Consider the following 19,176-nt stretch of genomic DNA (forward strand, 5'->3'; position numbering starts at 1 on the left):
GAAAAGCAATGAGAAAAATCGGTTACAGATTATCTGCATTGACGCTAGGTCTTTCATTATTGACAGGCTGTGGAGGAGAAAAGGCAGAGCCTTCCTCCTCCTCCTCCGAAGGTGCATCCGGACAAGCACTGCCGGAGGTGAATATGGTCGTTTTCAATCCGCCTTCGTTAGGGGCCTTTTTACCGCCGATCATCCAGCATAACAAGTTTGATGAAAAAAATGGAATTCGTATCAATTACACCGAAAGGGATACGGATGCTTACAACAATGAGTTTGCGTCAGGCCAATATAAGGTAGGCGGAAGTGCAGCACTGCTTTCGGAGGCAAACCGGATGGACAAGGGAGTAAAGGTTACTTATTTATTTAATTTGTTTGATTTCTGGGGAACCGTTGTAACCGCCCAACCGGGAATTAAAACCATTAAGGATTTGGAAGGCAAAAATCTTGCTGCTGCGAAAAGTACAACCAACTATGCGATGTTTTCTTACTTTGTCAAGAAGGCTGGGGTAGACATCAATAGAATGAATGTATTGAATGCCGGTACGACGGCATTAGTCACCTACGCTTCGGCGGACCGAGCCGATGGAGTGCAATTATGGGAGCCCGGTTATTCTACGCTGATCAACAACAATCCCGGGAAATTTAACGAAGTAGACTTCGGGATCGATCGCTGGAAAGAATATACCGGTTCCAGCAAAATTCCATATCTAGGCGTTGCTGCACACCAGGATTGGGCTGAGGCAAATAAGGCTTTAATCCCCAAGCTATACCGGTCTTATGTAGACGCTGCGAATTGGATCCAGGAGCATCCGAAAGAGGCGGCGGAGATCATTGCTAAGAAAATTCCGGGCGGAAAAGCTGAAGTGATTCAAGATTTGATTCAGAACAATAATCGCTTAGGCTTGAACGTGTCTCCATCATCCGCAATGGTGAATGATATCCAATCCGTTTTTAAAGCGGGACAAGAGATTGGGTATATCCAAAAAATGCCGGAGGATTCTATCATTTATAAGGAAAAATTAGATTAGGATCTGAGGTGATACCGTGGGAAAAAAAAGCTTTTACAGAAGTTTGTTAAGCGTAATCGTGTTACTCGTCGTTTGGCAGGTGGTTTCCCTGGTGTCCGAAGCACCTGCGAAATTCCCGCCGGTACAACAGATTGGAGCTGATTTGCTTTCCATTTTTGTAAACATCGACCTTGCCCGTCACGCGTTGGCAACGATGGGGAGGATTTTGCTGGGATTAATTTCAGCCTTTGTGCTTGGCACAGCGATCGGGCTATTAATGTCCAAAAATAAAGCGTTTGATGGGTATATACGTCCGGTATTAAATCTGATTCAAGGTATTCCTGCACTTTCCTGGGTAGTTTTTGCCGTCATCTGGTTTCCTCAACCGGAATTTCGTATGTTCTTTATCATTTTAATTACGGCTCTTCCGAACTTCTCACTGCAGACCTTTGATTCTTATCAAGCGATATCCAAAGACTACCGCGAAATGCTGTTGGTTTTACGTCCGAAACCGACGCAGATGTTCCGGATGCTCATTCTTCCTTCTTTAGTTCCCGATATTCTTACCTCATGGAAAGTTAACCTGGGGAATACGACACGTGTGGCCATCGTGGCTGAGTTAGTAGGCGCCACCCTGGGAGTAGGTTACCAATTGCAGTCGGCGCAAGCATTGTTTGATATGTCGAAAGCCATGGCGTGGACGTTCGCCCTCGTTATTTTCATTTTTTTCATGCAGTTTGTCATCAGCAGATTGGAAAGCGTATTGCTACGTTGGCGGCCAAAGTCGGAAAGATAAGGGAGGTTAAACTTGTGGATACAATAGTCCGCTTTGAGAAGGTTTCAAAAGAATTTTCACCCGGAAATTTTGGTGTGCACAATCTTGATTTTGAAATCAAAAAAGGTGAAATGGTGGCGATTGTAGGCAAAACCGGCTGCGGAAAATCCACCGCATTCGGACTTCTTGTTGGTTTGACTAAACCGACAAGCGGTAAAATCATCGTCGATGGATGCGACCCCTACCTGGATTTTGACCAATTTCGCGGCAAAATTGGAATCGTATTTCAAAACGATCGCCTTCTTCCATGGAGGACAGCAGTAGAAAATGCATCGGTCGGACTTGAAATTATGGGAATCGAGGAAAAGAAAAGACTAAATATTGCTATGGAGTGGCTGCAGAGGCTTGGACTCTCCGGATGGGAGAATAAATACCCGCATGAGCTTTCCGGCGGCATGAAACAAAGAGTGGCGATCGCCAGGGCCTTTACCATGAACCCGAGTCTGATCCTCTGCGACGAATCGTTCAGTGCTCTGGATGAACTTACCGCCAGTCGTCTGCGCAAGGAATTCATGACGCTGGTTCGGGAGAATGGCAAGACGGGCTTGTTTATCACCCATTCCATTCATGAAGCGCTTGAAATGGCGAATCGGGTCTTGATTTTCCATAAGCCTGGACATGTCAGTAAAGAAATCCAAGTTCCTTCACAGTTAGATCCCAAAACCAATGAATGTCTCCGTCAAGAAATATTAAATAGCCTTGGAGCTTAGGTCATAAAAGGAGTAGTGAAAATGAAAGCTGTCGATATACATGCTCATTATTTGCCGTCATTACTTATAGAAAAAATCAAAGCGGACCGGGCATCCTTCCCTTATGTCTTGTTGGAAGATACTCCGGATGGAAGCGTCAAGTTTAAAGTGGGTTCCGAAGCTTGGACCAGGCCTGTCAGTCCGGCTCTTATGAGCTTAGAAAGCCGAAGGGAAGAGCTCGATAGGCAGGAGATCGCTTTACAAATCAATGCCGGATGGCTGGATATTTCCGGATATAGTCTTGCACCGGAAGAAGGCGCCCACTGGAGCCGCTTTCTTAACGAAACGTTAATGGAAGCGTTAAAGTCCGAGACCGATTCCGATCGATTTGCCCCGTTAGCTACGGTTCCTCTGCAGCATGGGGAGAAAGCGGCACAAGAATTGAAATCCGCAGCAGCGGCAGGTCATCTGGGAGTCATGATTGGAACCTGGATTCCCGAAGGAGCTGAACATGACGGTCATGATCTGGATGATGCCTCCCTAGATCCGTTTTGGCAAGCAGCCTCGGATTCAGGCATTCCCGTCTTTCTTCATCCCGTTTTCGCCGGAGCGAGTCCGCGTGCCGCAAAATGGGGGATGGTGAATGCGGTTGCCAGACCCAATGAGACAGCCATCTCGCTTGCGCGTATTCTCTATGCCGGGATACCGCAGCGATTTCCCGGATTAAAGCTAGTCATTTCCCATGGCGGAGGAGCATTGCCTTACATGCTGGGCCGGTTGAAGCGCAACTATGACTTTTTGAAATCAAAAGAAACGATCTATGATCCTGTTGAGGGTTTTAAAAAATGTTATTTTGATACGGTCGTTTTTGAGCCTGAAGCCCTTCAGTTTTTATTGAAGCTAGTAGATTATCGTCAGGTTATGCTGGGATCCGATGCGCCCTTCCCGATTCGGGATCCTCGTCAAAGGATGGTCGTGGAGTCTGAAAAGCTTGGACTGTCACATGAGCAAAGAAATCATATTTTGTACAGGAATGCTCAAGAAATTTTTAAAATTGCGCAATGAAATACAAGTTATAATAACGGAGGGATGATCGTGAAGTTACAGGGAGAAACCAAATTTGCAGCGGATCGAGAAACGGTATGGGAAGTGTTAAACTCCCCCGAAGCCCTGAAAAAATGTACGCCTGGATGTAAAGAAATGATTCAGATTGATGAAGATTCGTATGAAATCAGAATGGAAATTGGAGTTGCAGCGATTAAGGGAAACTACCATGGTAAGATAAACCTAGTAGACAAATCGTACCCTGAAAAGTTCACACTGCAAATTCATGCTGAGGGCTCTGCAGGAGTGGTAGATGCAACAGCCAAGCTAGTATTGAAAGAAAATGGACCGCAAACGTTACTGGAATATGAAGGGGAAGCTCAAATTGGAGGGCTTATCGCCGGTGTTGGACAACGGATGCTTTCGGGCGTTTCCAAGATGATGTTAAGCCAATTTTTCAAATCCATGGCAAAAGAGATTGAAGCCAAGAAAATTGCCTGATTTTATATGGAGGAGTAATCTATGCCGAATCTATCAAAGGCAAAGGAAGAATTATTTTATCATTACATTCCGGGTGATGGGGATAAAGCGATTGTTTTACTTCATAGTTTAGGCACGGATCATCAGATTTGGCAGTATCAAATGGAAGCACTATCTAGTGAAGGATATACCATTGTGGCTCCGGATGCTCGAGGCCACGGGAAATCATCTTATCAAACGGGCATTAGCTTAGATTTATGGGTGGATGACATTCTTAACCTCATTGATCATCTGCATTTAGATAAGGTGGTATTGTGCGGGGTATCCATGGGTGGTGTGGAAGCGATGGCATTTGCCTTAAAACACCCGCAGCGTGTTTCCGCTCTAATACTGGCTGATACCTTTGCCGGGCTGGATCTCAATGAGGTTCCTAATAAGATTAAGCTTACGGCTGGTGCTGCCGAAGAGCGAGGTATGGCATTGTACGCGGACATTTATTTAGATAGCACACTTTCTCAATCACCATATGCGTCTAAGATGCGTGAGTCGCTAAGGCGGTCGATTGCCGGAATGGACGTTGAAGCTTATAAAGGCTCGGCCGAGTCATGCTTTAGGATACAGCTTGAGAATCAATTAGGCATGATATCCGTGCCTACGTTAGTATTAATTGGGGAAGAAGATTTGAAGACGCCAATTGAGCTTTCACAATTGATAGCCAATAAGATTCCAAACGCCGAACTTCATGTTGTACCCAATGGAAGACATTTGTCTAATGTAGATGAACCTGTTGCTTTTAATCTGCTGCTGATGGATTTTTTAAAACAAATGGTTTAGGAAAAAAGGTCGAGTAGAGGGCTTGCTTGCCTTCCGGCTCGACCTTTTGGATCGTCATCCATTTGCACTTGTGCGAAATGACTTGTCAAACGCTTACAATAAGTGATAATATATAATCATTCTCAGAAATTGACAGTCGCTTCAAGTATAGTACACTTTTTAGGATGAGAAAAAATCAATAGCAAGAAAAATTTAAACGTTTAAACAACTAAATTGTCATTTGCTGAAAGCAAAAGGAATAAGTATAAGAACAAATCCTGCCTTGTTATTCTCAATTGAAGTCGTATGACCGGAACGGATTGGAGCCGCTTATTCCATTGAATGCCCGGTCCATAGGAGATACCCCAATTTAACTCAATAAGCAAAGCCCAACAATGTGTAAATTTATTTTCCGATGGTTTGACGAATTGGGTATGCCTCTTAAAGCCAAAGTTATCATGAAAGCTTTCTTTCGAACCCTTAAAGAGGGACATTTCAAATTCCATTTAAACGTTTTAATGCGCTCATCAGAACCAGTATTAAGCGAACTGAAATTACAATCCATTTGAAAGCGCTTTATCAACGATGTGCCTATGCTAGTTCAACGGTTAGCTGCTGAAGGTGATGGAACCCGTATTCCTGCTTAATTGCACGAAAACGGTCTCTATAACATCCTTAAAAAGGAGGGTTCAGACAGTCTGTAAAGAAGGGCTTCAGGATTAGATTACTCTACACATTCGGGAGATTAAAAAAAAGACAAAGGAGTCAATGCTGCATGGTGCGTAAAAGCTCTATAGAAGAAGCCGTGCTCCAAGTCAAATCCGGCCAAACGATCATTGTATCGGGTAACGGTGAGCTCTTGATGCCCGACGAACTGTTGGCCGCTTTGGAAAAAAGATTTTTGGAGACAGGCGAACCGCGTGATTTAACATTAGTGTATAACGTTATACCCGGTGCTCAAAGAAGCGGAACGGGAATAGACCGGTTAGCTCATCCGGGTATGTTGAAAAGAATTTATGCGGGAAGCTACTATACCCTGAAAGTTGAAAAGCTTAATTACCTTATTCAAAACAATCAAGTGGAAGCCTATCTGGTACCTTTTGGTGCCCTTTATAATATGGTACGAACCGCCTCGGCAGGTCAGCCGGGAGCATTAACTCCGGTAGGTATCGGCACCTTTGTCGATCCCCGTATCGGAGGCTACAAGCTGACTCCGCGTACAACGGAAGAAATAGCGGAAGTCATGGTCATGGAAGGGAAGGAATACCTTTATTACAAGGCACTGCCGATTGATGTAGCGATTATCCGGGCGACGACAGCGGATGAGGACGGGAATTTATCGATTGAGCAGGAACCGATCTCTATTGGACTTCTTCATCAAGCGATGGCCGCAAAAAATCGGGGGGGAACGGTGATCGCGCAGGTCAAACAACTCGCCAAACGCGGCTCCATTCATCCGAAGTCGGTAGCCGTCCCTGGTATATTCGTTGATACCGTTGTACTTGCCCCGAATCAAATGGATGCTATGCCTTATAATCCGGCGTGGACAGGTGATATCCGAGTTCCGTTAGACGAAATGAAGCCGCCGGTATTTGATTACAAAAAAATAATCGCCCGGCGAGCGGCTATGGAGCTGGAGCCGGGAGACTTGGTCAATTTCGGTTTTGGCATCAGTGCCGATGTACCGCAAATTGCTGCGGAAGAAGGAGTTGCGGATCAGGTTATTTTCAATGTAGAACACGGACCTGTCGGCGGTATACCCAATAATAAGTATGCTTTCGGTGCAGGTGTCAATATGATGGCTACGATGGATGCCCAACATATTTTTGAATTTTATGACGCCGGTCGATTGGACATGACTTGCCTCGGAATGGCTGAAATCGATGCGGATGGCAGCGTTAACGTGAGCTATGTTAATGGCAAATACAACCTGGGCGGATTTATCGATATTGTTCATGCAACGAAAAAAATTGTATTTTGCGGGACATTTACGGCCGGCGGTTTGGATATCCAAGTGGGAGACGGGAAGGTCCATATTGCCAACGACGGGCGCCATACCAAGTTTATCAGTCAAGTGGGACAAATTTCTTTTAACGCGAAGGAAGCCCTCAAGAAGGGGCAAAAAGTCACCTATGTGACCGAACGGGCGGTTTTTCGTCTTACGGAGCAAGGGTTGACATTGAGTGAAATTGCTCCGGGTATCGACCTGGAAAAGGACATTTTAAGCAAGATGGAGTTTCGTCCGGCCATCAGCGAACCTTTGAAACAGATGGACCCAAGATTATTTTATCCTGACAAACTGGGATTAAGCGAAATGGAACCGTTTGGACTCAAATCACGAAAGGAAGCTGATATTCATGAGACCCGAATTAGTTCTTAAAGGAGTCATACCGGCTAATCTGATGGCTTTTGACGCCAACCTTCAAATCGAAGAAAAAAATTACCGAAAGCACATCCGATACATCCTCGATACCGAAGGGGTTGCGGGTTTAACAACCAATGGTCACGCTGCGGAGGTAGCGACGCTAACTTTTGAAGAGCAGCAGCGCAGTCTGAATATCACTTTGGATGAAGCAGCCAAAAAGATACCCGTCATTTGCGGGGTTTATGAAGACGGTACGCAAAAAGCGATTCAAATCGCTAAAATGGCTGAGCGTGAAGGAGCGGATTGCCTGCTCGTATTCCCTTCGGCGGTTTTCGATTACGGTTCTCAGCTCCGTCCTGAAATGGCCTATAACCACTATGCCGCCATCGCAGAAGCTACCGGCCTGCCGATGATCGTGTTTGTGTATCCGGTAACATCCGGTCTGCATATCCCCACGAATCATCTGGTCAAAATCTGCACCGAAATCGATAATGTGATTGCCATTAAAGAATGGTCCAATGATATAGCGGTGTACGAAAGAAATTATCGTGAATTAAGCGCGCTGGATAAAAAGATATCCATTCTTTCAAGCTTCAGCAAAGCCCTGCTTCCTTCGTTGTGCATCGGAGCGGACGGTATTCTTTCCGGTCATGGAAGCCTTATTGCCGATCTTCAGGTTGCCCTGTTCAATGCGGTTCAGCGCGGGGACTTGGCGGAAGCAAGAAAGATATCGGATCGGATGTATCCATTGGTGCAGCTGTGCTACAAAGAACCGTTTCTTGATATGCACAATCGTATGAAGGAAGCGAACGTGATTTTGGGCCGAATGGATGAAGCTTATGTGCGTTCTCCTCTTCAACGTATTACTGACGAAGAAAGAGAAACCATTCGCCGGGTTGTGACCGAAGCGAAGCTGCCAGGCTCACGCGTTCTTTAAAGATTCATGGCTTACAAAGAAAGATAAGAAAGGGTTGAAGCTCATGAGTGATCAAGCTCAATTGGTTATTGTCGATTATTTGTCCAATGGAGTAGCTCAATTAACTTTAAATAATCCTCCGCTTAATCTGGTTACGTTGGAATTAACCCGTCAGCTTGAAGCTGCTTTGAACGAATTGGAATCGGATGATCGAGTTCGTTGCATTGTTTTGACGGGCGGGGATAAGGCGTTCTGTGCAGGATCCGATATTAAAGAATTTCCCGGTCTGAAGAACGATGTCGTCGAGCGGAAGCTGACCAAGGAAAATGCGGTTTACAGCATGGTGGAATTCCTTTCGAAGCCTGTCATTGCGGCTATGGAAGGCTTTGCTTTGGGAGGCGGCTGCGAGCTCTCCCTGTGCTGTGACATTAGAATTATGGCGGAAAGCTCCAAAATCGGTTTGCCGGAAATCAAACTGGGTGTTTTTCCGGGCAGCGGAGGCATTTTTAGGCTTCCTAAATTGATCGGTCACGCCCGTGCTGCGGAGTTAATGTACCGTGGGAACTTCATTACCGCTCAGGAAGCGGAACGGATCGGATTGGTTAACCGGGTAGTTCCTGACGGAGAGGCTATACATGAAGCGGTTGTCCTTGCCGAAGAAATTGCCGCTCAGGCTCATGAAGCTGTCAAGTATATAAAAAGAGGGATAAGAGAATCATTGCTTCTTCCTTACGATGAAGCTCTTCAATTAACCTTGGATCTAAGCCGGGAAGTCTTCAAAACAGATGATTGTGCGGAAGGGGTTAGAGCTTTTTTTGAAAAACGGAAGCCGCAGTTTAATGGTACCGCAACGAATGCTTAAATAGATCACAGAACTCTTTTGTAATCGGATAGTACTTTGCGTGAAAACCTACTCAGTACTCTATAAAACCGCAGTTTAGATTAGTCTTTTATAGACCATGGGGAGGAAATTCGAATGTTCAAGAGAAAATTGATTTCATCAGCATTGGCGGTAAGCTTGCTGACAATAACGGCATTGACCGGCTGCGGTTCGACCGCTTCCAACACAGCCGGCGGCAGCAATGGCGGGGCGGGCGGTGTTGTTGAATTGGATTTGGGGCATGTCCAGATGCCGGGCGCCCATTACTATGAGACCGCTGCCAAACTCAAGGAATTAGTGGAGACGAAGTCCAATGGAGCTATGAAAATCAATGTCTTTCCCCAAGCTCAGCTCGGCGGAGAAGTAAAATTGATTCAAAGCGCAATAACCGGTTCGTTAGGCATGATTATTTCCACCCATGCACCAATGGAAAATACAGTAAAAGAATATATGATTTTTGATCTGCCTTATCTTTTTGACAGCATCGACCAAGGCAATAAAGTATTGGAAGGCCCTGTGGGCCAAAAGTATTTGGACATGCTGCAGCAGCACGGGTTAGTCGGATTAGGCTGGCTTTCTGTGATGGAACGCAATGTATATGCCTCCAAACCGGTCCGAAGCCCGGAGGACCTCAAAAGTATGAAGATTCGCGTGATGCAATCTCCAGGTTATTTGAGTACGTATCAGTCCTTGAAAGCCCAACCCACACCAATGTCCACAACTGAGGTTTATGTGGCGCTGCAGCAAGGAGCAGTGGATGGGGGAGAAGGCTCGCCCGACAATTACGTCACCGATAAGTTTGCTGAAGTGTCCAAATATTATAGTAAAACAAAGCTTCATCATGCCGGGGCCGTATTGATGATTTCCAAAATCAAATGGGATGCCCTAACTCCTGACCAGCAAAAAATATTACGGGAGGCAAGCAACGAAGCATTAGCTTATGGCAAAGCGTTTTATAAAAAATCTTACGAGGATTCCATTAACGCAGCCAAAGCATTGGGCGTTACGATCGTAGATACCGATTTGGAAAGCTTTAAGAAAGCGGCACAGCCGGTATATGATACTTTATTAAAAGATATTCCAAACGGAAAGGCGCTTTACGAGGAAATCGAGAAAGCCAAATCCCAATAAACCATTAGAATCGATTAGAGGAGGCTTATCCCATGTTTAATCGCTACACGATGCAGGATCGCATTGTCCTCATTACAGGCGCTGCCAGCGGAATCGGCCGTGCGACGGCACGAGCTTTTGCGGAAGAGAACTCAACCGTTATTCTGGCCGACCTTAATCTCGAAGATGCGGAAAAGCTAAAAGAAGAGCTTGTATCCGAAGGGCGAACCGCGTACGCCATTACCGTTGACGTGGCAGACCCTGATAGTATTGAAGCGATGTTCCAATGGATTCAAGATACATTCGGAAGACTTCACGTTTGTGTCACCTGCGCGGGAGTTCTCCATAAAACGAAGCTGCTGGATATGAACGTTTCGGAATGGAACCGTGTTCTCGCGATCAATTTAACAGGAACGTTTTTATGTATCCAGGGAGCTTATCGCCTTATGATCCCGCATCAATCCGGGAGTATCGTAGCGATTGCCTCCGATACCGCCAAACGCGGGGGAGGGCGTATAGGTACAGCTGCTTATGGAGCATCCAAAGGAGGCGTATTGGCTCTAGTGAAATCTATAGCCCGAGAAATGGCCGCAAGCCGGATCAGGATTAATACGATCTGTCCGGGTCCGGCGGATACGGAAATGCATACGGGGTTAAATGACACATCCCGCTCTCAGGTTTCAGACAGCATTCCTTTGGGACGCTTCGCTAAACCTGAGGAAATTGCAAATGCCATCCTGTTCCTATGCTCGGATGCATCGAGCTATATTTACGGTGAAAGCATGAATGTTGATGGTGGAGTATTAATGGAATAATTTTTTTAAGGGGGATGGGACAATGGGAAGAAAAATACGATTGGCTGTAGTAGGCATTGGCAGAATTTCCACCGCTCATTTGCGTGCCATTCAAAATTCACCTGATGTGGCGGAACTTGTCGCGGTTATGAGCCGGAGTGAGGAGCGGGCCCGCCGGGCTGCGGAGGAGTATGGAGCTGCTACATTTTACACCAATTACGAGGATGTGCTAAAGGATTCAACCATTGATGCCGTCGTGCTTTGTACTCCAAATACGGATCATCATTGGCAAACGATCAAAGCTGCCAAAGCAGGAAAACATATCCTGGTAGAGAAGCCTATGGCTATGGATTATAAGGAAGCGGCCGAGATGCTGGATGCAGCGGAACAAAACGACGTCACGCTAATGGTCGCCCAATGCCGCAGGTTTTTTAAAGCGATTGAAAAGGCAAAGGAAGAGCTGCCTCAAATCGGGGAAATTGTGGATACAACTCATTATTTGGGAGTGAATTTTAATCAGCTTTTTGCCGAATGGTGGAGCGGCATGAAGCATTTGATTATTGAACTTAATGCCCCGCATCTATTAGATACGTCTCTTTACTTCCTGGATGAAACGCCCTTGACGGTATATGCGGCAGGCGGATCGTTCAGCGAGCATTTTCCAGGCACGAGCCAAGCCACCATCCTGCTGACCTTCCCATCCGGAGCAACGGCGTCCGTGCTTCTTTCCTTTCACTGCAATCCGCCGAGAAACGAGCGAATGATCGTGGGTACGAAGGGAACGATGAGAATAAAGGACGAAAAAGATCTGTGGATAGGAGATCGGCTTGTTGAAACCGAAGATTACGGCCATTATCTTGAAGGTGGCATAAACTTTGACCGTCAAATTCAAGAATTTTGTACGTCCATCCTTGAAAGAAGAGAGCCTCAGGCATCCGGCAGGGAAATATTGAGGGTTATGCGTGTGCTTGAAGCGGTAAAGCTCTCGCTTGATGAAAAAAGAGTGGTGGCGCTCGAAGAAATTCAGACGGTAAAAGAAATCGATCAAACCGTTCTTTAGCTGCTCATAAGATACGGAATACATGAAAAGCATTTTTTCCGGAGGGAACCATGATGATGAGGGAAATTCAAACGGATGTGTTGGTGGTTGGCAGCGGTGGAGCCGCTTTGCGTGCAGCTTTATCCGCCGATTCATCGGGAGCGGAAGTTCTGGTCGTGGTCAAAGGAGCTTTTGGAAAGAGCGGGGCGACCTTTTATAGCGTTGCGGAAGTAGGAGCCTTTAACGTACCCGATGGTGCGGCGGATTCTACCGATTCTCCCGAACAGTTTCTTAACGATATTTTAGATGCAGGACAGGATATGTCAGATCCGCGTCTTAGCCGCATTTTAGCCGATGAAGCGATAGATGCAATGAAATATTTGGAGCAATACGGTGTGGTATATGAAAAGACGAATACGAACTATTTGGCGTATCAAGCCTGTTTTTCGACCAAACCGCGTTCTCATGTGATTCAAAACCATTTCAAACCGATTATCAAGGCATTAGGAGAAGAAGCGACCCGACGGAATATTAAAGTGATGGATCGTTTGATGGTGAGCAATCTCATTGTTCGCGACGGCCAATGCTATGGTGCCTATGCCGTCGATCAGGAGGGGAATTCGGTCATCATTCGGGCGAAGGCCACCATTCTAACGACAGGCGGAGCGAGTCAACTTTTCGAACGAAACCTATATCCTTATGATATTACCGGTGACGGCTATGCGATGGCTTATCGTGCCGGCGCTCATTTGGTGAATATGGAGTTTATGCAGGCCGGTATTAGCCTAAGCTCACCGTTCATGAACTTATTCAATTCCTACTTGTGGGAAGCACAGCCTAACATCACCAACAAAAACGGTGACACCTTTATTGAAAAATACCTTCCCGATGGCTTGACCGTTGATGCGGTCATGAAAGAGAAGGAGAAGCATTTCCCTTTTAGTGCCCGTGATATATCCCGTTATATGGAGATATCCATCCATAAAGAAATCAATCATGGGAATGGAACCGAAGGCGGAGGCGTTTATCTGGACTTTTTTGGCAAAGATTTCGACCGTATTCTAGCAGAGCAATCTACGAGTATTGCGAAAATGTGGCCGATCGCCTATGAGTGGCATTTAAAGAAAAATGTCGATTTATACAAAGATAAGGTTGAAATTACAACCTCCGCCCACTGCATCAACGGCGGTCTGAAAATCGATGAGCAAGCGGCGTCGAACATCAAAGGGTTGTATGCTGCAGGTGAAGCAGCAGGGGGACCTCATGGAGCGGATCGGCTTGGCGGAAATATGTCGGTTACCTGCCAAGTATTTGGCCGAAGAGCCGGTGAGGCGGCAGCTCAATTTTCCAAAGACAGCGGGGATCATCCGGCGATATCCGGTATTTACGATGAGCAGCGGCAATTTCTGAACCAGTTTAAGGGGACGGGCACAACGGAATTGCGCGACCTTAAAAAACGTTTGCAGCAATCCGCAAATCGGCATTTGCTGATTATTAGAACGGAGAGGGGCTTGCTGGAATTTCAACGGGAGATACATGAAATCGAGCATGCCTTGTTTAATGAAGTCCGCCTGGACCATCCCAAAAATCTAATCCGCCTGCTGGAGCTTAAAAACCTGCTCGATTCAGGAAGCATTATGGCTACCGCAGCTCTCGCCAGAAAAGAAAGTCGCGGAGGCCATTACCGTGAGGATTATCCGAACGTGGACCCAAGCTGGAATAAAAATATTTTTTTGGACAGCTGCCATCCGGAAGGATTCTTTACGGCTCGCTTAGAGGAACAATAAAAGCTTTGCCAATGAGAATTGGCTTCGAAGACTCGGACAAAATCCCGAGCTTGGTGTCGGGATTTTGTCTTACCCCATTCTCCAAAGAGAAATGAATGAACAGGAAATCCCATGATTTTTTTATTAGCAATTGAAAGCGGTTACATTATTCGACAATTGTTGTAGTTTTATCGTGACCTGAAAGGAGGGATGAAAAAATAAGACATTATGGATACATAACCTTTTATTTGTTTATAAACGTGCTCCGGCGCTGCTGGAATAAATTTCTTAGCATAGGATGTGAGTTGCATGAAAAACGCGGGTGTTTGGGCCGGGTTATCGTTACTCGGATACGCTATTTTTATATTTTGGCAATCTTTTTCTTATGATTATTACACGCGTCAAGGTCCGGGACCAGGACTGCTTCCGATGTGGCTGAGCGGCTTATTAATTTTACTTTCCTTGCTTTATATTTGGGAATCGATCAAAAAAGAAGTGCTGCGTTTCTCAGACATCCTGCCTAAGGGAAGACCACTGAGAAGTATACTTGCCGCACTGGGCTCACTTATTCTTTTTGTGGCGATGGTTTCTTTCGCAGGTTTTGTTATATCCAGCTTTATTCTCATGTTTATTGTTCTGGTAAGGGAATACAAGTGGTACTCGGCCGTCTGGATTTCTCTTGTAACGTCCATCATCGTATTTTATGTATTTAACACATTATTGGGTGTTCCACTGCCAGTGAACGAACTTGGATGGTAAGGAGGAAGGGGAATGGATTCAGCTATACTGCAAGGAATTGAATCAGCACTGACTTTGTGGAATCTGCTCTACTGTCTCATCGGCGTTACTATTGGAATGATGGTGGGTGTTTTGCCGGGCTTGGGGCCGACTACCGCTACCGCTCTTTTGCTGCCCATTACCTTCTCGATGGAGCCTGTTTCAGCGATCATTATGTTATCGGGTATTTATTATGGATCGTTGTACGGTGGGACCGTGACCTCGGTATTGATCAATACGCCGGGTGAAGCGGCATCCGTCATTACTTGTCTTGACGGTCACCCGATGGCCAAACAAGGCCGGGCCGGTACGGCTCTGGGCGTAGCCGGAATCGGGTCCTTTATCGGCGGGACGGTTGCCATTCTAGGCTTGGCGCTGATTGGCCCTCCGCTTGCCGAAATGGCCTTGGAGTTTGGACCGCCGGAATTTTTTACCCTTATGCTGTTAGGTTTAATTATGGTCATCGGATTAATGGGCAGATCATTGGTTCGCGGAATGATTTCAGCTATAATGGGCTTAACCTTGGCTTTATTTGGAATGGATCCGGTTTCCGGAGCCGTACGGTTCACCCTGGATAATCCTTATTTAATGCAGGGGCTCGATTTTGTTACGGTTGCTATGGGATTGTTCGGGCTTTCGGAGGTTCTTTTAGGGCTCGAGAGCATTGCGAATAAAGAAAAGCCGGCTAAAGTAAATGGAGTCTTACCGAAAAGGGAGGAGTGGAGCCCCACTTTGAAGGCGATCGGCAGAGGTACGGGAATCGGATTTTTGACAGGCTTGATCCCGGGTACCAATGCTGTAATTCCTTCTCTTTTGTCTTATACGGTGGAAAAGAAGGTCGCCAAAGATCCGTCCCGGTTCGGTAAAGGAGCTATTGAAGGAGTGGCGGGGCCGGAAACCGCAAACAATGCTTATTGCGGTGCAGCGCTGATTCCGTTGTTTACCTTGGGCATCCCGAGTTCACCTACGATAGCTATTTTGTTTGGAGCCTTTATTATGCACGGGTTGACGCCCGGTCCTACGTTGTTTACTAATAATCCCGTCATTGTTTGGGCGATTATTGCCAGCATGTTTATCGGAAACTTTATTCTCTTGATTATGAATTTGCCGATGGCAAGCATGTGGGGGAAAATTGCCATGATACCGGCAAGATTGCTGTATCCTATTATTCTTGTTATAACCGTCATTGGTGCATACAGCATCAATAACAATCTGTTTGATATTGGGGTCATGTTCGTATTCGGCGTGATGGGCTACTTCATGAAAAAGCTGGACATTCCAATGGCTCCGATCGTACTGACATTTGTACTAGGCAAACTGCTGGAAAGCTCCTTATTGCAATCCTTAATCTTCTTCAAAGGTGACTTTCTTGGCTTTTTCTCCCGTCCTATTTCCGGTACTTTAATGGGTATCGCTATTCTCGTTTTGCTCATCAGCATTTACGCAGGTATTAAACAAAAGAGAGGAATGCTTGCCAACGATATTGAAATGTAATATAACGGCATCCCCTATCGGATAGGGGATGCTTTTGTTGGTGCCGCATGTCATGTTTCTCCGTACAATAAGCGTCATTCCATCAACATCAACTCCCGCTTGCTTTTTACTGCTTATCGAATTAGGATATATATATCATTTGCGATTGTGAAAGCCAATAAATTAAGACAGGCAAGAGGTGCTGTAAATGAAAGATGTCAAAAAAGTGAATCTGAAGGCAGTGGCTTCCCATGCCGGTGTATCTTATGCAACCGTTTCCAATGTCGTTCACGGTAAAAAAATTGTGAAAGAAGATACCCGTATCAAGGTTTTGAAAGCAATTAAAGAGCTGAATTATTATCCCGATTTAATAGCCCGCAGCATGAGAAAAGGCCGGACTTTTAATATCGGATTGATTGTATCGGATCTAACCAATTTATTTTTTGCGGAAACTTCAAAAACGATTGTCAAAACAGCTGAGAAATATCATTGTCATGTCACATTGTGCGTAACCGAAGAGAATGAATCCAAGATGGATAAATATATTGATTTATTGATTACCATGCGTGTGGATGGCGTGATTATCGGATCCCTGCTGAATCCGGATGCTATTGAGCGATTGCGTAGGAACAATATTCCTTGCGTTCTGTACAGCCGCAAAAAAGGGGACGGAGAATATGACTATGTCGTCTTAGATAATTTTCAGGGCGCTTACGATGCCGTTACTCATCTGATTAAGCTGGGGCATGAAAGAATAGGGATTCTTCATGGACTGGCTCAATTCGATAATATCGGTGAACGTGTCCAAGGCTATTATGAAGCTATGAAAGAGCACGGGTTCGGTGTCCCGGCCAATTTTGTTCAAGAAGTCATCGAAAGGGAAACCAATGTGGAACAAGCCGTCAACCGTATGTTCGAGAATGATATCAAGCCCACAGCCATTTTTGCGACGGGAGATTATTTGGCCCTTGATGCTATGGAGATTTTAAATCACCGTGGATTACGTGTTCCGGAGGATATAGCGCTTGTTGGTTTCGATAATATCAGACTATCCGGGCATAGCTTGATCAGTTTGACGACCATAGGGCACAGAGCAGCCGAAATGGCTAGTTTAGCCGCTGAAAGACTGATGCAGAAAATTGAAAATAAGGATGAACCACAAGACCCTGCGGCTCCATGGCATATCAAATTGCCGACCGAATTGATCGTGCGTCGTTCTTGTGGGAGCGCCATGAATGGAGAGGAATAAGCGCTTTCAAATTACATATTGACAGAAAATTCTAAACAACATATCATAAGGTTTAGATGTCTTTTCATCCAACAACCGAAAAAAATCGCATTTCATATTTTTTTTTAATTAACATTTTAAACGTTTAAATGCATTAAAGAAGCCAGCACTTATATATGCTGCTTTTAATACCATCACTTGTTGAAAGCGATTACATAAATCTTGAAAATGTGTAATTAAGTTTCACCAGAACCTTATCATTAAAGGGGGTGATTGTAAAGGAGCTCAATGTTTCAATTAGCCTCAGATTATAAAGTAGAAATGACCAAGCTATTTTGCAAAACAAAAAACATGGAGAAGGGATTTGATCACAATGAAAAAAATTCCGTTGGAAATTGGCGATCAAGTATCATTCAGTAAAACGGTTGGAGAATCGGATGTTTATCTGTTTGCAGGTATTACCGGTGATTTGAGTCCGAACCATGTCAATCAAGAATACATGAGCAAAACCCCTTATAAGGAACGAATTGCCCATGGAGTACTATCCATTGGCTTTGCTTCGACAACATCGACTTATATGGCCAACAAAACGAATATGACCGCTGTTTCATACGGATATGACCGTATACGATTTATTAAACCGATTTTTATCGGGGATACGGTAACCGTGACTTATACCATTGCAGAGATTGACGAGGATGAGCTAAAAACAAAGTCCAATATCGAGGTCTTCAAGCAAAATGGTGAACTGTGTACAGTAGGACAGCATATACTAAAGTTTTTTGAAACGGCTGACTAGCTTGGTCGACTTATCGGTTATTCAATCCAAATTTTGAGGGGGATTTGAAATGAAAAAGCATTCCTGGAAAAGTGTACTTGCTTCCGGAGCCATGATCGGCATGCTGGCCCTTACGGCTTGCGGAGGCGGCAGCGCCAATAGCACCAATAATAACGGTAACGCTTCTAAGCCGCAGGAGCCGGCCCCTAAGGCAGCTGAACCCGTGAAAAAATCGGATTTCCCGAATAAGCCGGTTACCATCATCGTTCCCCATGCAGCGGGAGGCGGTACCGATGTCATCTCACGTCAGCTGGCAAAGGCAGCGGAAAAGCATTTAGGCCAATCGATCGTCGTGGTGAATAAAACCGGAGGCGGCGGATCGGTTGGGATGACAGAAGGTGCCAATGTCAAGCCTGACGGCTATACTACCACGATGCTTACAGTAGAGCTGACTATGATCCACCATTTAGGACAAACCAAGATTAACTACACTCAGTTTAAGCCGGTTGCCCAGTTTAACGAGGAACCGCCTGCGCTTTCCGTAAGAGCGAATGATACTCGATTTAATTCGGCTAAGGATTTTATCGAGTATGCCAAAAAGCACCCGGAAGAGGTCAAAATCGGTAATTCCGGAACAGGGGCCATCTGGCATATCAATGCAGCATCCATTGAAAAAACGGCAGGCGTAAAATTTAATCATGTCCCATTTGACGGTTCTGCCCCGGCACTTGTTTCTCTCATGGGCGGACATATCGACGCTGTGCTTGTATCTCCTCCTGAAGTTAAGCCCCACGTAGACTCCGGCAAAGTAAAAACCTTAGCGATCCTGGATTCCAAAGAAGCGGCTGTATTTCCCGGGATTAAAACATTTGAAGCTGAGACGGGTTTGAAACCTCAATATTTCAATGTTTGGCGTGGAATCGGCGTACCTAAAGATACCCCTGACGATGTCGTTCAAATATTGGCTGAAGCCTTTAAGAAAGGTGCTGCAGAAAAGGAGTTTGTTGACTTTATGAATGGCAGAGGGCACGGTCTGGTTCAAAAGGACGGTCCTGCATTCGGACAGTTAATGAAAGAAAGTGACGAGAAATTCGGCAAGTCATTCAAGGAGCTGGGAATAACTCAATAAGACTGGGCTTGCTCAGTCTTTTTTTCTAAGATTCATCTGGGATGGCGTTAAAA

At 45.5% G+C, this 19,176-nt stretch carries 18 protein-coding genes; all 18 read left to right on the forward strand.

Features of this window, described 5'->3' with window-relative positions:
- Positions 1-8: 8 nt before the first annotated feature.
- Positions 9-1,028 (forward strand): ABC transporter substrate-binding protein, encoded by a 1,020-nt coding sequence (locus tag ACZYR9_RS12135; protein WP_488978757.1) that lies wholly within the window; start codon positions 9-11, stop codon positions 1,026-1,028.
- Between the two features lie 91 nt (positions 1,029-1,119).
- Complete coding sequence (locus ACZYR9_RS12140; protein WP_488978758.1) at positions 1,120-1,803, forward strand: ABC transporter permease; 684 nt, start codon at positions 1,120-1,122, stop codon at positions 1,801-1,803.
- A gap of 14 nt (positions 1,804-1,817) precedes the next feature.
- The gene (locus ACZYR9_RS12145; protein WP_488978759.1) at positions 1,818-2,552 is read left to right on the forward strand and encodes an ABC transporter ATP-binding protein; all 735 of its coding nucleotides are present in this window, start codon (positions 1,818-1,820) and stop codon (positions 2,550-2,552) included.
- 21 nt (positions 2,553-2,573) lie between these two features.
- Complete coding sequence (locus tag ACZYR9_RS12150; protein ID WP_488978760.1) at positions 2,574-3,596, forward strand: amidohydrolase family protein; 1,023 nt, start codon at positions 2,574-2,576, stop codon at positions 3,594-3,596.
- Between the two features lie 30 nt (positions 3,597-3,626).
- On the forward strand, positions 3,627-4,076 hold the full coding sequence (locus tag ACZYR9_RS12155; RefSeq protein WP_488978761.1) for an SRPBCC family protein: 450 nt from the start codon (positions 3,627-3,629) through the stop codon (positions 4,074-4,076).
- A 21-nt stretch (positions 4,077-4,097) separates the two neighbouring features.
- On the forward strand, positions 4,098-4,889 hold the full coding sequence (locus ACZYR9_RS12160) for an alpha/beta fold hydrolase (protein ID WP_488978762.1): 792 nt from the start codon (positions 4,098-4,100) through the stop codon (positions 4,887-4,889).
- 754 nt (positions 4,890-5,643) lie between these two features.
- Positions 5,644-7,248 carry an acyl CoA:acetate/3-ketoacid CoA transferase gene (locus ACZYR9_RS12165; protein WP_488978763.1) on the forward strand — a complete coding sequence of 535 codons (1,605 nt, stop codon included), beginning with the start codon at positions 5,644-5,646 and terminating at the stop codon, positions 7,246-7,248.
- Positions 7,226-8,170: a dihydrodipicolinate synthase family protein gene (locus ACZYR9_RS12170; RefSeq protein WP_488978764.1), complete on the forward strand. Its 945-nt coding sequence runs from the start codon at positions 7,226-7,228 to the stop codon at positions 8,168-8,170. Before ACZYR9_RS12165 ends, ACZYR9_RS12170 begins: the two co-directional genes overlap by 23 nt.
- A gap of 43 nt (positions 8,171-8,213) precedes the next feature.
- Positions 8,214-9,011 (forward strand): enoyl-CoA hydratase/isomerase family protein, encoded by a 798-nt coding sequence (locus tag ACZYR9_RS12175; protein ID WP_488978765.1) that lies wholly within the window; start codon positions 8,214-8,216, stop codon positions 9,009-9,011.
- A 114-nt stretch (positions 9,012-9,125) separates the two neighbouring features.
- Positions 9,126-10,160 (forward strand): TRAP transporter substrate-binding protein, encoded by a 1,035-nt coding sequence (locus ACZYR9_RS12180; protein WP_488978766.1) that lies wholly within the window; start codon positions 9,126-9,128, stop codon positions 10,158-10,160.
- A gap of 32 nt (positions 10,161-10,192) precedes the next feature.
- A complete protein-coding gene (locus tag ACZYR9_RS12185; protein ID WP_488978767.1) occupies positions 10,193-10,954 on the forward strand; it encodes an SDR family NAD(P)-dependent oxidoreductase in 762 nt (253 codons plus the stop codon).
- Between the two features lie 22 nt (positions 10,955-10,976).
- Entirely contained in the window at positions 10,977-11,993 is a 1,017-nt protein-coding gene (locus ACZYR9_RS12190) for a Gfo/Idh/MocA family protein (protein WP_488978768.1), read from the forward strand.
- A 50-nt stretch (positions 11,994-12,043) separates the two neighbouring features.
- Positions 12,044-13,759: an FAD-binding protein gene (locus tag ACZYR9_RS12195; RefSeq protein ID WP_488978769.1), complete on the forward strand. Its 1,716-nt coding sequence runs from the start codon at positions 12,044-12,046 to the stop codon at positions 13,757-13,759.
- Between the two features lie 288 nt (positions 13,760-14,047).
- Positions 14,048-14,497, forward strand: coding sequence for a tripartite tricarboxylate transporter TctB family protein (locus ACZYR9_RS12200; RefSeq protein WP_488978770.1), 450 nt, complete (start codon positions 14,048-14,050; stop codon positions 14,495-14,497).
- Positions 14,498-14,509: 12 nt separating this feature from the next.
- Positions 14,510-16,009, forward strand: a complete 1,500-nt coding sequence (locus ACZYR9_RS12205; RefSeq protein WP_488978771.1) for a tripartite tricarboxylate transporter permease — start codon at positions 14,510-14,512, stop codon at positions 16,007-16,009.
- A 187-nt stretch (positions 16,010-16,196) separates the two neighbouring features.
- Complete coding sequence (locus tag ACZYR9_RS12210) at positions 16,197-17,237, forward strand: LacI family DNA-binding transcriptional regulator (protein WP_488978772.1); 1,041 nt, start codon at positions 16,197-16,199, stop codon at positions 17,235-17,237.
- A 352-nt stretch (positions 17,238-17,589) separates the two neighbouring features.
- On the forward strand, positions 17,590-18,015 hold the full coding sequence (locus ACZYR9_RS12215; RefSeq protein ID WP_488978773.1) for a MaoC family dehydratase: 426 nt from the start codon (positions 17,590-17,592) through the stop codon (positions 18,013-18,015).
- 49 nt (positions 18,016-18,064) lie between these two features.
- Positions 18,065-19,123 (forward strand): tripartite tricarboxylate transporter substrate binding protein, encoded by a 1,059-nt coding sequence (locus tag ACZYR9_RS12220; RefSeq protein ID WP_488978774.1) that lies wholly within the window; start codon positions 18,065-18,067, stop codon positions 19,121-19,123.
- The last annotated feature ends 53 nt before the right edge of the window (positions 19,124-19,176 follow it).

This window comes from Paenibacillus sp. F024 (genome assembly GCF_057814255.1).

Coding starts and splice junctions, on each gene's coding strand:
- ACZYR9_RS12185 (WP_488978767.1), top strand. CDS start 10,193: ATGTTTAATCGCTACACGATGCAGGATCGCATTGTCCTCATTACAGGC.
- ACZYR9_RS12190 (WP_488978768.1), top strand. CDS start 10,977: ATGGGAAGAAAAATACGATTGGCTGTAGTAGGCATTGGCAGAATTTCC.
- ACZYR9_RS12205 (WP_488978771.1), top strand. CDS start 14,510: ATGGATTCAGCTATACTGCAAGGAATTGAATCAGCACTGACTTTGTGG.
- ACZYR9_RS12210 (WP_488978772.1), top strand. CDS start 16,197: ATGAAAGATGTCAAAAAAGTGAATCTGAAGGCAGTGGCTTCCCATGCC.
- ACZYR9_RS12150 (WP_488978760.1), top strand. CDS start 2,574: ATGAAAGCTGTCGATATACATGCTCATTATTTGCCGTCATTACTTATA.
- ACZYR9_RS12170 (WP_488978764.1), top strand. CDS start 7,226: ATGAGACCCGAATTAGTTCTTAAAGGAGTCATACCGGCTAATCTGATG.
- ACZYR9_RS12135 (WP_488978757.1), top strand. CDS start 9: ATGAGAAAAATCGGTTACAGATTATCTGCATTGACGCTAGGTCTTTCA.
- ACZYR9_RS12160 (WP_488978762.1), top strand. CDS start 4,098: ATGCCGAATCTATCAAAGGCAAAGGAAGAATTATTTTATCATTACATT.
- ACZYR9_RS12195 (WP_488978769.1), top strand. CDS start 12,044: ATGATGATGAGGGAAATTCAAACGGATGTGTTGGTGGTTGGCAGCGGT.
- ACZYR9_RS12215 (WP_488978773.1), top strand. CDS start 17,590: ATGAAAAAAATTCCGTTGGAAATTGGCGATCAAGTATCATTCAGTAAA.
- ACZYR9_RS12165 (WP_488978763.1), top strand. CDS start 5,644: ATGGTGCGTAAAAGCTCTATAGAAGAAGCCGTGCTCCAAGTCAAATCC.
- ACZYR9_RS12220 (WP_488978774.1), top strand. CDS start 18,065: ATGAAAAAGCATTCCTGGAAAAGTGTACTTGCTTCCGGAGCCATGATC.
- ACZYR9_RS12200 (WP_488978770.1), top strand. CDS start 14,048: ATGAAAAACGCGGGTGTTTGGGCCGGGTTATCGTTACTCGGATACGCT.
- ACZYR9_RS12175 (WP_488978765.1), top strand. CDS start 8,214: ATGAGTGATCAAGCTCAATTGGTTATTGTCGATTATTTGTCCAATGGA.
- ACZYR9_RS12180 (WP_488978766.1), top strand. CDS start 9,126: ATGTTCAAGAGAAAATTGATTTCATCAGCATTGGCGGTAAGCTTGCTG.